We start from the raw sequence: 13,793 nt of genomic DNA on the forward strand, positions 1-13,793 counted from the left end.
AATTTTCTACGGGAGAAAAACGTATGCAAGCAATTCGTAATCTGAGCCTGGCGCTGGCGGTCCTGTTCGTCGCCGGTTGCGCCAGCTTCACCGATGAAGCGAGCCCGAGCCTGCCGCGCACTGCGCAGTGGGGCATCGTGCCGATGGTCAACTATTCGCAGACGCCGCAGGCCGGTGAGCGCAGTGAGCAAATCCTGCTCAGCGTGCTCAGCAGCCACGGTTTGCAACCACGTGTTTACCCGGCCAGCACCCAGGGCGAACAAGCGTTGATGGACGACAACGAGCGTCTGGCCGGAGCCCTGGACTGGGCGCGTGAGCAGAAACTCGATTACGTGGTCGCCGGCAGCGTTGAAGAATGGCAGTACAAGAATGGTCTGGACGGTGAGCCGGCGGTGGGCATCAGCCTGCGCGTGCTCGATGCCGAGAGCGGCCGGGTACTCTGGAGCAAGAGTGGCGCACGTGCCGGTTGGTCCCGTGAAAGCCTCGCGGGCACTGCGCAAAAAGTGCTCGATACGCTTGTTGGCGCCCTTCGGTTCGAGTGATCGCAATGAATTCTCCACACATGGATTACAGCCTGGCGCCTCGCGCCAGTGGCCCGGTGTCTTGGCTGGAAACGTTCCTGGTGACCGGCCTGGCCATCGGCCTCGGCTTCTGGCTGACCCCGGAAGACCCGATGCGAATGCACGGCGGTTTCCCCTGGCCGCTTCTGGCGCCGCTGCTGTTGGGTGTGCGTTACGGTTTTGTCCGCGGCCTGCTCAGCGCCGCGTTGTTGGTAATGGCAGTGTTCGCGCTGCGCTATAGCGGCCATGCCGGCTACGCGCAGCTTGAGCCGTCGTGGATCGTCGGCGTGCTGGTGTGCGGCATGCTGGTGGGCGAGGTTCGCGATCTGTGGGAGCGACGCCTGGAGCGTCTGCAGATGGCCAACGATTATCGCCAGTACCGTCTCGATGAGTTCACCCGTGCGCATCAGATCCTGCGGGTCTCCCACGACCGACTGGAACAGCGCGTGGCGGGCAGTGACCAAAGCTTGCGCAGCTCGTTGTTGGGCTTGCGTGAAAGACTGCGGGTGATGCCGGAAGAGGGCGATGCACTCGCTGCTTTGGCTGATCCGATCGTCGCGGTGTTTGGTCAGTACGGCGCACTGCGGGTGGCCGGTCTGTATCGGGTCGACGAGCGCGGTGAGCGGGTATTGCCTACACCTCTGTCGACCATCGGCGTCATGGGATCTCTGGATACCGAAGACGGCCTGGTCAAGCTGTGCCTGGAGCGTGGCGAGCTGGTGAGTGTGCGTCAGGAGTTGCTTGAAGCGGGCAGCTCGGCGCAGTTCTCGTCGTTGCAGGCGTGCATTCCGTTGATTGATGCCGAGGGGCGTTTGCTGGCGGTGCTGGCGGTGCGGCAGATGCCGTTCTTCGCCTTCCAGGATCGTACCCTGAGCCTGCTGGCGCTGTTGGCCGGGCACATCGCCGACCTGTTGCTGCGTGATGTGCAGGTGCTGCAACTGGTCGATGCCGATGCGCAGCATTTCACCCTGCAACTCAAGCGCTCGCTGGTCGACGTCGAGCAGCACAAATTGTCGGCCGGTCTGTTCGCCTTTGAAATGACCCGCGCCAACGAAGAGCTGACACGCTTGCTGGAACGCAGTCAGCGTGGTCTGGACTTGCACTTGCCGCTGCGCAACAACCGCGATCATCAGCTGCTGCTGGTGCTCCTGCCGTTGACCAGCCCGCAAGGCACCGAAGGCTACCTGGCGCGGATCAACCTGCTGATCCACGAACACTTCGGCATTGAAAGTGACATGGATAGCCTCGGCGTGCGGGTCATGCCGTTCAACCTGGAGCCTGGTGAACCTAACGGGCTGCGTAATTACCTGTTCAACGAGTGTGGTCTGAATGATCAGCAAGTGGCTGTTTAGCGGAGCCTTGTTGTTAGAGGCGGGCAGTTGGGCCAGTTTATGGACCGACTTGCCCGAGGCGCATCAATTGCTGGTGTTCACCCTCAGCCATGGTCTGGCCTGCGCGATGCTGTGTGGCGCGGTCTGGCTGCTGTTGCCGGCGCGTTATCGCTCGCCGCTACCGTGGAGCCCGCTGTTCATTTTCAGCCTGGCATTCTTTGTGCCGGTGCTGGGTGCGGTCGGCGTGGTCGCAGCGATTTTCCCGGCGCTGTACCTGCCGCGCAAACGCGACAAGCAAGAATGGCAAGCGGTGGGCATTCCGAGCCTGCCGTATCGGGCGCAGACAAATTTGCATTCGCCCATTTTCGCCGATGGCGGTTTGCAGGACGTTTTGCGTCATGCACCGGACCCGGATCAACGTCTGGCCGCCTTGCTGGCGACCAAGCGCATGCCTGGCAAAGAAGCGGTGCCGATTCTCAAATTGGCACTGGGCGACCCCAGCGATGACGTACGGCTGCTGGCCTACTCGATGCTCGACAAGCAGGAAAGCGACATCAACCTGCGCATCCAGATCGCCTTGGGCCAACTGCACGGCACCACCGCCAAAGCCGCCGGCGTGTTGCACGGCACGCTGGCGCGCTGGTATTGGGAGCTGGCGTATCTGGGGCTGGCGCAAGGTAGCGTGCTTGAGCACGTACTCAATCAGGCCAACGAACATGCCGAACAAGGCCTGCTAGCGGGCGAGGGCGGTGAGCTGTTTTTGCTGGCCGGGCGCATTGCCCTGGAACGCGGTGACATCGAGCGCGCCGAAGTGCTGCTGACCCAGGCTCAGGAAAACGGCATGGGCGCGGCGCAGATTCTGCCGTTCCACGCCGAGCTCGCGTTCGAGGCCGGTCGTTACCACGAAATCCCAGGGTTGCTCGCCAGCCTTCCGGAGAAAACCCGTCAGCGCCCACCCTTCGCTGACCTGGTGAGGAGCTGGACATGATTCACAAGGAAGAGGCGCCGCTGGCCGATATCTGCCTGCTGCTCGAAGGCACCTGGCCTTATGTGCGCGGTGGCGTGTCGAGCTGGATTCACCAGATGATCCTCGGTTTGCCCGAGGTGACGTTCTCGGTGATGTTCATCGGCGGACAACGCTCGGCGTATGGCGAGCGACGCTATCAAGTACCGTCCAATGTATTGCACATCGAGGAAGTCTTCCTCGAAGACGCGACTCATCCGACCGACACCCGGGGCACGCCGCGCGAGGCCGACCTGCAGCAGTTGCAGGATTTGTATCGCTTCCTGCATCACCCCGATGCACCGGAACCAGCGCTGGGCGAAAGCCTGCTCGACAGCATCGCCCAAGGCCGTTTGACCCTCGACGACGTGCTGCGCAGCCGCGCCAGTTGGGAGGCGTTGAGCGAAGGTTATCGCCTGCATTGTGCCGACCCGTCGTTCATCAACTATTTCTGGACCCTGCGCTCGATGCAGTCGCCGTTGCTGATGCTCGCCGAGGCGTCGCGACGCATGCCGCGGGCGCGGGTGCTGCACTCGATTTCCACCGGTTACGCCGGGTTGCTGGGCTGCATCCTCAAGCAACGCTGGAACTGCACTTACCTGCTCAGCGAGCACGGAATCTACACCAAGGAACGCAAGATCGACCTGGCCCAGGCCAGCTGGATCGCCGAGAGTTCAGGGCAAGCGCTCAACCGCAGCCTTGATGCCGGTTCGGGTTACATCCGTACCTTGTGGGTGCGGTTCTTCGAGCGCATCGGTCAGCTGACGTACAACAGCGCCGACAGCATCATCTCGCTGTATGACGGTAACCGTCAGCGGCAAATCAAGGACGGCGCCGACCCGGTCCGTACAAGGGTCATTCCCAACGGCATCGATTTGCCACAGTGGACCGCCGCGCTCGAATCCCGTGCGCCAGGCATTGCGCCGGTGGTGGGGCTGATCGGGCGTGTGGTGCCAATCAAGGACGTGAAGACCTTTCTGCGGGCGATGCGTGGTGTGATCAGCGCCATGCCCGAGGCCGAAGGCTGGATCGTCGGGCCGGAAGAGGAAGACCCGGAGTACGTCAGCGAATGCCGCAGCCTGATGGCCAGTCTGGGGTTGGAGGGCAAGGTGCATTTCCTCGGCTTCCAGCGCATTCAGGAGATTCTGCCGCAACTGGGCCTGATGGTGCTGACTTCGATCAGCGAGGCGCAACCGCTGGTGATTCTCGAAGCCTGGGCCGCCGGCACGCCGGTGGTCAGCAGTGACGTGGGTTCGTGTCGCGAGCTGATCGAAGGCGGTAGCGCCGAAGATCGTGACCTCGGCCTGGCCGGCAAAGTGGTCGCGATTGCCGACCCGCAAGCCACCAGCGTGGCGATCCTTGAACTGTTGCGCAGCCCGCAACGCTGGCAGGCCGCTCAGGCCAGCGGCTTGCTGCGGGTCAATCGTTATTACACCGAAGCCTTGATGCTGCAGCGTTATCGCGACTTGTATCAAGCCGCCATGGAGAACAGTTAAATGGCCGGTATTGGCTTCGAACTTCGCAAGATCCTGTCGCGCGATTCCTACACGGCGACCTTGCACGCCTACGTGTACGCCGGGCTGATCAGCTCCGGGCCGTGGGTGTTGTCGATCATCAGCGTGATGCTGGTGGGGATCATCAGCCTGAGCCGTGTCGTGCCCAATACGCTGGTGGGGCAGTTCCTGGTGACGGTGACGTACCTGATGGCCAGTTCGCTGATCCTCACGGGCGGCTTGCAGCTGTTTTTCACCCGGTTCGTTTCCGACCGTCTGTTCGAGCACAAGTACGATCAGATCCTGCCCAACCTGGTGGGTGTGCTGTTGATGGTCACCATCGGTGCAGGGTTGCTGGGAATCGTAGTGCTGAGCGTGTTGTTCGATCAGCCGCTGATGTACCGGTTGCTGGTGCTGGCGAACTTCGTGGTGCTGTGCAACCTGTGGATGGTGATCATCTTCCTGTCAGGGATGAAAGCCTACAACCGCATCCTGCTGGTGATGCTGGTGGGCTACACGCTGATGGTCATCAGCGCATATCTGCTGAGCTTCCTGGGGATCGCGGGCCTGCTGTTGGCGTTGTTGATCGGGCACAGCACGCTGCTGTTCCTGTTTCTCTACGACATCCTGCGCGAATACCGTGCCGAGAAACTGGTGGCCTTCGATTTCCTTGAGCGCCGCCAAGTGTTTGTCAGCCTGCTGGTGACCGGGTTTTTCTATAACTTTGGCATCTGGATCGACAAGTTCATCTTCTGGTTCAACCCCGGCACTTCGAACGTCGTCGTCGGTCCGTTGCGCGCCTCGATCCTGTATGACTTGCCGATCTTCCTCGCGTACCTGGCGATCATTCCCGGGATGGCGGTGTTCCTGGTGCGTATCGAAACCGATTTCGCCGAATGGTATGACCGACTGTTCAGGGCCATTCGCGAGGGTGAAACCTTGCAGCACATCGGTTCGCTGAAAACCGAAATGACCCTGTCGATCCGTCAGGGCCTGCTGGAAATCTGCAAGGTGCAGGGGCTGACGGTGGTGCTGTTGTTCCTGTTCGCCCCGCGCTTGCTGGACTGGCTGGGCATCTCCAGTTACTACCTGCCGCTGTTCTACATCGACCTGATCGGCGTGAGCATTCAGGTGGTGTTCATGGCGTTGCTCAACGTGTTCTTCTACCTCGACAAGCGCGCCGTAGTGCTGGAACTGTGCGTGATCTTCGCGGTGTTGAACGCCGGGTTGACCTTGCTCAGCATGCACCTTGGCCCGAGCTTCTTCGGCTATGGCTTTACCCTTTCGCTGCTGGTCTGTGTATTGCTTGGGCTGCACCGGTTGTCCACGGCGCTGGAAGACCTTGAGTACGACACCTTCATGTTGTCGCGCTGATACATCCTTGCGGTAGAAAAAGGCACTGGCGGTAAACCGTCAGTGCCTTTTTTATTGGGCAAGCAGTTTGCCGTTGATGCCAAGGCGTATTCTCTGATGAATGCCAATCCTGTCGGAGCCAGTACCCATGAGCGATCTATTGCAAAAAATCCTCGACGCCCATGGCGGCCTGGAGCGCTGGAACCGTTTCACCACGCTCAACGCCACCATCGTTTCGGGCGGCGAGTTGTGGGGGATCAAAGGTGTGGTGCAAGACACGATGCCCCGCGAGATGACCGTCAGCCTGCACCAGCAACAGGCTTCGGTTACGCCTTTCGGCAATTCTGATTGGCGCACGGTATTCCGGGCTGATTACATCGCTATCGAAACCTCTCAGGGCGAAATCGTGCGCGAACGGTCGAACCCGCGCGAGGCATTCGCCGGGCACGGCATGGACACGCCTTGGGACCCGTTGCATCGCGCGTATTTCAGCGGTTATGCCATGTGGACTTACCTGACGACGCCGTTTTTCATGGCGCTGCCGGGCTTCAATGTGAGCGAGATCGAGCCTTGGCACGAAGGCCAGGAGATTTGGTGCGGGCTGCGGGTCGAGTTTCCAGAACACATCGCCAGTCACAGTCGCTTCCAGGATTTCTACTTCGGCGACGACTTTCTGCTGCGCCGCCATGACTACCACGTCGATATCGCCGGCGGGTTTGCTGCTGCTCAATACGTGAGTGATTACGTCGAGGCTCAAGGCCTGCGTTTCCCGACGCGGCGCAGAGCTTATCTGCGCGACGAAAATCTGCAGCCACTGCGGGAGCGGCTGATGGTGTCGATTGACTTGAGCGACTTCCGTCTGAGCTAGGGAAGCCTTTTACTCCGCGTCGTGACGGTCTTTGGTCGTACGGATGAGGTTGTTGCGCAGCTTCACAATCGCCTGCTGCATTTGCACGAAATCCTCAGGGTCAAGACCAGTTTGCGGGAAGCCTTCTTCGGTCAGTTCTCCGCGCAGTTTTCGCCCTTCTTTTGTGAGACTGATCCGCACCTGGCGTTCGTCTTCCGGGTCGCGCTGGCGTAGCAGGTAACCCATCGCTTCGAGTTTTTTCAGGATCGGCGTGAGGGTGTTGGATTCGAGGAACAGCTTTTCGCCGAGGCTGCCAACGGTCTGGTCGTCTTGTTCCCACAGCGCCACAAGGGTGATGTATTGCGTGTAGGTCAGGCCGAGCCGTTCGAGCATTGGCTTGTACGCCTTGCCGAAGGCGAGGTTGGAGGAATAGACCGCAAAACACAGGAAGTCGGAAAGCTTCAGGTCGAGGGCGGATGTCTTTTCGGTGGGTTTCATACGCGTTCTCTCTGGGCAAAGACGGATGGGTTGCAAACTCGGACTATACATCGCATGCGATGGTGTCGGAAGTGCTCAGACCTTTGCCATTCAATGTCCACGTGTAACCGGCCGGTAAAGCCGACGACCGGTCCACCGGGAAACACCCTGGCGGACCGGCCGTGGACTGCGTTACGCGGTCTGGACGTTGATGGCGACATCAATGTTGCCGCGTGTTGCCTTGGAATACGGGCAGATGGCATCGGCGTTGTGTGCCAGTTCGGTGGCGACTTCGTGTGACAGGCCCGGCACGCGCAGGGTCAGTCGGGCCTGGAGGAAGTAGGCCGCGCCGGTCTGGCCCAGATCGACTTCTATGTCGACGGCGGTATCGGCCGGCAGCGTCACCTTCAGTTGTTGGGCCGCCAGACCCACCGCCGCGATGTAGCAGGCCGACCACGCTCCGGCGAACAGTTGCTCGGCTTTCGGGTGCGGCTGCACGCCGGTGAACACGTGCGCCGGTGTGGCGCTGCCCGGGGACGACAGTTCGATGTCGAGGTTGCCGTTATGACCGCGCGAGGTGGTGCCGGCGCTGCTCAGGGTGGTGTGGGTTTTGCCGCTGGCCAGTACTTTTTCGATTTTGCTCATGATAACTCCCTCAGATTGTTCAATTATGTTCTACGCGTACGCTAACATCGCATGCGATGTATTAGGCCGTAATAACGTTCAGGGCTACGTCGATATTGCCGCGTGTCGCTTTCGAATACGGGCAGATGGAGTCGGCGATGTGTGCCAGTTCGGTCGCGACATCGTGTGCCAGCCCCGGTACGCGCAAGGTCAGTCGGGCCTGAAGGAAGTACGCCGGACCCGTCTGGCCCAGGTCCACTTCGATGTCGACGGACAGGTCTGCGGGCAGTGCGATGTTGCGCTCGGCGGCAACCAGGCCAACCGCTGCGGTGTAGCAGGCCGACCATGCGCCGGCGAACAATTGCTCGGCTTTCGGGTGCGGCTGGGTAGCGGCGAACACGTGGGACGTTTGGGCGGAACCGGGGGACGACAGCTCGATGTCGAGGGTGCCGTTGTGACCGCGTGAGGTTTTGCCGGCGCTGCTGAAGGTGGTGTGGGTTTTGCCGGTGGCCAGTACTTTTTCGATCTTGCTCATGGGATGATTCCTTAAGATTGATAGTGTGTGCGATTACATCGCATGCGACATGTTTGGTGTGGAAAACGGTTTATCAGTCGGTTGCTGCAATGATCCAGTTGTTGCCGTTGTGACCTTGGGCAGCGCGAGCGGTGGTAATGAACAGGGTGTAGGTGCTTGCGGTGTTCATGGTTGAATCTCCAAACGGCAACGAAGGTTTATGTTGTTGGTCGCTTTCGATTAGATCGTATGCGATGGATGAATATTCTGCCAAAGCCCCAACGATGTCAAAGATTATTTTTCGCCTCGACGACGAACGGTAGAAGCGGGTGGATTGGCCCACCCGCCATCCTGATACTTAGCCAACAGGAATCAGGTATCGATGCTAAGAGCTGGCGCGCTTAGCGCAGGGTCTTGAACCCGGCCCGGACTTCCTGCGAGAACAGCGCCGGCTGCTCCCATGCAGCAAAGTGCCCGCCTTTGGGAAGCCTGTTGTAATGCACAAGCTTGGGATATGCCTGCTGCGACCAACTTCTCGGCGCCGTATACAGTTCATCGGGAAACACGCTGACCGCCACCGGGATGTTGACGCCCTTGACGGCGAAGAAGGTCGACTTGTTTTCCCAATAGAGCCGAGCCGAGGAAAGGGCAGTCTTGGTCAGCCAGAACAGCGTGATGTTGTCGAGGACGTCATCGGGTGTAAGGCCTTCCGGGTGACCGTCGATGGAGCGCGCAATCATCTCGTAGCTTTTAGGATCGTGATCAAGCATGAACGCCGCCAAACCTACGGGTGAGTCGGTGATGCCGGTGAGCGACTGAGGTCTGTCGCCCATCATGATTGCGTAGCCGATGTGCTTGTAGGTGTTGGCGAGTTGATCGGCCGCCAGTTTCTCTTCCCCGGAAAGACCACTCGGGACCGGGTCGCCGCGAAACAACGCCGCATCCAGTTCAGGCGGGATCACGCCTGGCATGTTCGAGTGAATACCGATCAGGCCAGGTGGCGCCTTTGCAGCCATCAGGTCGACGACGATAGCGCCCCAGTCGCCACCTTGCGCCCCATACCGGGTGTAGCCGAGGCGCTTCATCAACTCGATGTAGGCATCGGCGATACGAACAGGATTCCAACCGGCCTCGGTCGGTTTCTCCGAGAAGCCGTAACCCGGCATCGATGGAATGACCAGGCTGAACGCATCGGCTGCGCTGCCACCGTGCGCCTCAGGATCGGTCAGCGGACCGATGACTTTCATCAGTTCGATCACCGATCCAGGCCAGCCGTGCGCCATAAGCAGCGGCAGCGCATTTTCGTGTTTGGAGCGGATATGGATGAAATGCAGATCCAGGCCATCAATCCGGGTGATGAAGTTGGGAACTGCGTTTATTTTCGATTCAATTACTCGCCAGTCGTACTTTGTCGCCCAGTGTCTGGCCAGTTTTTGAATCGTCGCAAGTTGTACGCCTTGCGAGGAGTCGTTCACTGTTTCCTTGTCCGGCCATCTTGTCGCTTGTATGCGTCTGCGTAACTCTGAAAGTTCTGATTCCGGGGCGCTGAAATGAAAGGGACGTATTTCGGTGGAAGCACTATTTGTTGTTTTTTGATTATTGGTCATAGCGTCAGTCTTGATTGAGAAGCCGAGTAACCCTAAAGGTGCAGCCGCGCAGGTCACGGCAGCAGCGCCGCAAAATTTGCGTCTGCTAAGGGAAAGTTGTTTGTTGTTTTTGGGCATGCAGATTCCTCAGGCGCGAAGTCACACGTAGAGCCCATTTAATGGAACTGCTATTAGTTATAACTTTTCACGGGATTATCGAAGTTCAAATAGTACAAACGACAGTCACTATCTGACGGGCCTGATTTTATAGGCGAGGTCAGGTGCCGAATAGAACGGAAAAAGCGATCATCTTCGGCTTTTCCGCCCATCCCGTTTGCGCCACCACTCGTCGCCAAGACTTAACACGAGCTTTGACATCATCCGGTCTTTGCTTGAGTATTTATCTATCGCGTACGATTCAATCGTATGCATTTAATGAATTTTGAGAAAGTCCCATGAGCAAAACCGAAAAAGTCCCGGTCATTAGCGACCGTGCCTATAGCCGTCCCAGAGGCCGTGCTTCATGAAGCTGATTCAGCTGCGGGCCTTCTGCTCGGTGGTCGACATGGGCAGTTTCCGTTCGGCAGCGCGAGAGCTGGACGTTGCGCAAAGCACGTTGACAGAGTCGATTCAAAGTCTGGAAAAGGAACTGGGGGTCACCTTGCTCGTGCGCTCCAATCAAGGCATCAGCGTGACCCTGGCCGGCAAGGTTTTTCTGCCCCGGGCGCGTTCGATCATTCTGGATTGTGATCGCGCGGTTCAAGACGTCCGACAGTGGAATGGCATGCCCGAAGGGCAGATCGCATTGGGTGTCACCGTGGAGCCGTTGGCGGCGTGCCTGATGCCGGTCTTCAGCAGTTTTACCCGCCGATTTCCAAAGGTGCAGCTACATGTCGCCAGTGGCAAGACGAAGATGCTGATCGAGATGATTCGCGCTGGCCGGCTCGATTTCGTGATGTGCCCCTTGAGCCCCAACGTCTGCGATATCGACCTGCAGATCGAGCGGCTCTACAGCTCGAAGTCCAGCGTGATTGCGCGCAAGGGACATCCGCTTGCGGGTGCTCGCTCAGTGCACGACCTCGCTGATTGTCAGTGGATAAGTGTTCGCCCGGCCGGGGTCGTCGGCAGTGCGGAAAATCATCTGGTCGAGCTGTTCAGAGCCCAGGGCCTGCCACCGCCAAAGATCGCGATCACCACCGAGTCGCTGCTGGAAATCCTGCACATCATTTCCGAGACTGACTACCTGACCATTGAGCCCGGGATGTTGCCCGGCATGAAGCTGTTTTCCTCGTCGCTGATCAGCATTTCGATTCGCGAGCCGCTGGAGTCGAATGAGGTGTGCCTGATCAGCCGTCGAGTGTCACCCTTCACCCAGGTCACACAAGAACTGACCAGCATGCTGATCTCTTACTCGCGCTTGCGTCATCGCGCCAGAGGGTGAGCCCGGAGCTGCTCTCAGATCCTGTCCGAACAATCAGCCAGTTCGATCTCGAACCACAGCACTGCATGGCAGCAGCCGATGTACCTCGTCGAGCTCTCTGGCGTGATGGGTTCCCCAATCAATGAGGGACTTCAGAATGGGCCGCAGGCTTTCGCCAAGCGGGGTGAGCAGGTATTCGATGCCCTGGCGGTCCACGCCGCTGGGTTGCCGGCTCACCATTCCATGTTCCTCAAGCGCGCGTAGTTGCTCGATCAACACCTTCTGGGAGATGCCGGCGATGCGTTTTTCCAGATCACAGGTGCGTTGCGGGCCGTCCAGCAGGACATGAAGGATGACCGCTTTCCAGCGTCCGGAAAGGACACCTAGCGCGCGTTCGACTGGCAAGCCGGGGAGTCTATTGATCGTCTTCATTTGCAACCACTGACCAAACGGTGTGTAGAGGGGGGCGACTATCGAAAAGTACATTTTCCTTCCGATCCGAACCGACCCGAAGGAAAACCAATGATAGACCTGTTTGATTCCCAATTGGTTGGTGGCACCGTTGCGCTGACGAACCGCATCGTCATGGCGCCGATGACTCGCACTCGGACGTCCGAGGGTGACATCCCGAATGAGTTGATGGCCACCTACTACGGGCAGCGCGCCAGCGCCGGCCTGATCGTGACCGAGGCAACTGACGTTGCGCCATCCAGCAACGGCTACGCGCTGACCCCCGGCATCTACACGCAGGACCAGCGGCAGGGCTGGCGTCTGGTGACCGATGAGGTTCACCGCGAGGGCGGCACGATATTCTTGCAACTCTGGCACGTCGGCAGGATGGCCCATCCATCGCTCATGCCCAACGGCGAAGCGCCATGGGGCGTCACCGAGGAAAGGGCGGATTCGCAAGTGTTTGCCCACGGCCCGGATGGCACGTTGGGCTATATGCCCGCAGGCAAGCCAAGACGCCTGAGGACGGAAGAAGTGTTTGCCTTGGTCGGCACCGTTACCCAAGCCTGCGTCCAGGCGCGGGAGGCTGGATTTGACGGAGTCGAAATCCACGCAGCCAACGGTTACCTGTTCGAACAGTTCATGAACTCGGTGCTCAACACGCGCACAGATTGCTTCGGCGGCGGTAGCGTAGAAAACCGCACACGGTTCCTGATGGAAGTGGTTGAAGCGGCGGTGCGTGAGTTGGGGCCTGGGCGCGTGGGTGTCCGCCTGTCGCCGTTCGGCAAGTTCAACGGGATTCCGGCGGACCCTCTGACGGAAGAAACCTTGCTGTACGTTGCCGATAAACTGGGCCGCCTCGGCGTCGCCTATCTGCATCTGGTCTACGAACTGATGCCGGAAGCGAATATGGAGGTTGCCGAGTTCAAATCGCACCACCTCGACCACGCCCTGCTGGTCAAGGTTCGGGCAGCGTTTCCCGGCAAAATCATCTGGTGCGGCGGATTCACTGACCGCCAGAGCGCGCAGGATGCGCTCGACACCGGGCTGGTCGACCTGATCGCCTTCGGCAGACCCTACATCGCAAACCCGGACCTGGTGGAGCGTCTCAAGCATGACTGGCCGTTGGCGGAAGCGGACCGATCAGCGTATTACACACGGCGTGGGGAAAGGGGGTACACGGATTTTGCTGCGTATCCTGAGCGGTAGTGTTGCGGGCGGAATCGCGGCACATGGACGCCAGGGTTTTGCTGAATTTCAGGCACAAAAAAAGACGTCCGAGGACGTCTTTTTTCTATTTGGTGGAGCCGGGGGGATTTGAACCCCCGTCCGCCAGTACTCCGCTGTCGGTACTACATGCGTAGCCGTGTCTATTAAGTTAACCCTCAGCGACCCGACGGGCAGGGTGCTTTGGGCGAGTTGTGTAAGTTTTAGCCGCTTCGTCCACAACGTACTGCACGGCGATTCTGTTCTATATGACAATCACTTTGGGTTTACAGACATCCCCTGGTGATTGCTGGGCCCGAAGGCACCAGAAGCTCAGGGCTAAGGCTGCTTACGCAGCGAGAGCGAATTCCTGGCCGTAGTCTTTGTCATTGGCAACTATAAGTAGTTGCAACAGTGGATTTACGAGTTCTGTTACCAACTCGGCATGCACCTAAAGTTTCGCAACCGGCGTCGAATCCTAAACGGCCCCGAACTCATTGCTCGTGAATCACATTGAGCAACAAGCCTGTACAGTCTACGTCAATGCGGCCCGGAAGGCCAACCCGAAGGTTGGCCTTGTCTGGCATCAGTTCCGGGTAGGGTTGCGAATCTGCATTTTGGTGATGATGCCGGAGGAGATTTCCACGCAATCCTTGTCGTTACCGGCCGCCTGGGCTGCTTTCGCTTTTGTCAGGGCAGCTTTGACGGTGTCCATTGTGCCTTCCGGAAGGGACGGCGCGCTGTCCACGAAATCGCTTATTTGTTGAATGTTCCCGTCACACAGATCTTTATCCGCCGCAAACACCGGCGACGCCAACATTGCAGCAGCGATGAACAATCCAGCAATTGCAGAGTGCTTCATGGTTATCTCCTTGCGCATGAGGGCTCGGTGCTGCCGGTGATGCGGGCCGCTGGCCGAGGTGGTTATA

The 13,793-nt window shown here is 59.1% G+C and carries 14 protein-coding genes and 1 other RNA gene; 8 read left to right on the forward strand and 7 right to left on the reverse strand.

Going from position 1 to position 13,793, the window contains the following annotated elements:
* The first annotated feature begins 23 nt into the window (after positions 1 to 23).
* The 6 genes from V6Z53_RS06035 to V6Z53_RS06060 all read left to right on the forward strand — a co-directional run bounded on the left by V6Z53_RS06035 (position 24) and on the right by V6Z53_RS06060 (position 6,608).
* Positions 24 to 542, forward strand: a complete 519-nt coding sequence (locus V6Z53_RS06035; RefSeq protein ID WP_338584609.1) for a penicillin-binding protein activator LpoB — start codon at positions 24 to 26, stop codon at positions 540 to 542.
* Positions 543 to 547: 5 nt separating this feature from the next.
* Positions 548 to 1,912 (forward strand): PelD GGDEF domain-containing protein, encoded by a 1,365-nt coding sequence (locus V6Z53_RS06040; protein WP_338584610.1) that lies wholly within the window; start codon positions 548 to 550, stop codon positions 1,910 to 1,912.
* Positions 1,890 to 2,879, forward strand: a complete 990-nt coding sequence (locus V6Z53_RS06045) for a HEAT repeat domain-containing protein (RefSeq protein ID WP_338584611.1) — start codon at positions 1,890 to 1,892, stop codon at positions 2,877 to 2,879. Before V6Z53_RS06040 ends, V6Z53_RS06045 begins: the two co-directional genes overlap by 23 nt.
* Entirely contained in the window at positions 2,876 to 4,390 is a 1,515-nt protein-coding gene (gene pelF, locus V6Z53_RS06050) for a GT4 family glycosyltransferase PelF (protein ID WP_338584612.1), read from the forward strand. The genes V6Z53_RS06045 and pelF overlap by 4 nt, the downstream gene beginning before the upstream one ends.
* Entirely contained in the window at positions 4,391 to 5,761 is a 1,371-nt protein-coding gene (pelG, locus tag V6Z53_RS06055) for an exopolysaccharide Pel transporter PelG (protein ID WP_338584613.1), read from the forward strand.
* A 127-nt stretch (positions 5,762 to 5,888) separates the two neighbouring features.
* Positions 5,889 to 6,608, forward strand: coding sequence for a hypothetical protein (locus V6Z53_RS06060; protein ID WP_338584614.1), 720 nt, complete (start codon positions 5,889 to 5,891; stop codon positions 6,606 to 6,608).
* Positions 6,609 to 6,617: 9 nt separating this feature from the next.
* On the opposite strand, the gene V6Z53_RS06065 is transcribed toward V6Z53_RS06060, so the two are convergent.
* The 4 genes from V6Z53_RS06065 to V6Z53_RS06080 form a co-directional block, all read right to left on the reverse strand.
* Positions 6,618 to 7,085 (reverse strand): MarR family transcriptional regulator, encoded by a 468-nt coding sequence (locus tag V6Z53_RS06065; RefSeq protein WP_338584615.1) that lies wholly within the window; start codon positions 7,083 to 7,085, stop codon positions 6,618 to 6,620.
* Positions 7,086 to 7,256: 171 nt separating this feature from the next.
* The gene (locus V6Z53_RS06070; RefSeq protein WP_338584616.1) at positions 7,257 to 7,709 is read right to left on the reverse strand and encodes an Ohr family peroxiredoxin; all 453 of its coding nucleotides are present in this window, start codon (positions 7,707 to 7,709) and stop codon (positions 7,257 to 7,259) included.
* A gap of 61 nt (positions 7,710 to 7,770) precedes the next feature.
* The gene (locus tag V6Z53_RS06075; protein WP_338584617.1) at positions 7,771 to 8,223 is read right to left on the reverse strand and encodes an Ohr family peroxiredoxin; all 453 of its coding nucleotides are present in this window, start codon (positions 8,221 to 8,223) and stop codon (positions 7,771 to 7,773) included.
* A 380-nt stretch (positions 8,224 to 8,603) separates the two neighbouring features.
* Entirely contained in the window at positions 8,604 to 9,926 is a 1,323-nt protein-coding gene (locus V6Z53_RS06080) for an epoxide hydrolase family protein (protein WP_338584618.1), read from the reverse strand.
* A 385-nt stretch (positions 9,927 to 10,311) separates the two neighbouring features.
* On the opposite strand from V6Z53_RS06080, the gene V6Z53_RS06085 reads away from it, so the two are divergent.
* Positions 10,312 to 11,229, forward strand: a complete 918-nt coding sequence (locus V6Z53_RS06085; protein ID WP_338584619.1) for a LysR substrate-binding domain-containing protein — start codon at positions 10,312 to 10,314, stop codon at positions 11,227 to 11,229.
* 33 nt (positions 11,230 to 11,262) lie between these two features.
* Here the strand turns inward: V6Z53_RS06085 and V6Z53_RS06090 are convergent, their stop codons facing one another.
* Positions 11,263 to 11,640 (reverse strand): helix-turn-helix domain-containing protein, encoded by a 378-nt coding sequence (locus V6Z53_RS06090; protein ID WP_338584620.1) that lies wholly within the window; start codon positions 11,638 to 11,640, stop codon positions 11,263 to 11,265.
* A gap of 90 nt (positions 11,641 to 11,730) precedes the next feature.
* On the opposite strand from V6Z53_RS06090, the gene V6Z53_RS06095 reads away from it, so the two are divergent.
* Positions 11,731 to 12,867 carry an alkene reductase gene (locus V6Z53_RS06095; RefSeq protein WP_338584621.1) on the forward strand — a complete coding sequence of 379 codons (1,137 nt, stop codon included), beginning with the start codon at positions 11,731 to 11,733 and terminating at the stop codon, positions 12,865 to 12,867.
* 90 nt (positions 12,868 to 12,957) lie between these two features.
* Here V6Z53_RS06095 and ssrA read toward each other — a convergent pair.
* Positions 12,958 to 13,354, reverse strand: a transfer-messenger RNA (tmRNA) gene (gene ssrA / locus V6Z53_RS06100).
* 96 nt (positions 13,355 to 13,450) lie between these two features.
* Positions 13,451 to 13,726, reverse strand: a complete 276-nt coding sequence (locus V6Z53_RS06105; RefSeq protein ID WP_338584622.1) for a hypothetical protein — start codon at positions 13,724 to 13,726, stop codon at positions 13,451 to 13,453.
* Between the last annotated feature and the right edge of the window lie 67 nt (positions 13,727 to 13,793).

Origin of the sequence: Pseudomonas sp. MAG733B, assembly GCF_036884845.1 — a bacterium.
Lineage (GTDB): Bacteria > Pseudomonadota > Gammaproteobacteria > Pseudomonadales > Pseudomonadaceae > Aquipseudomonas.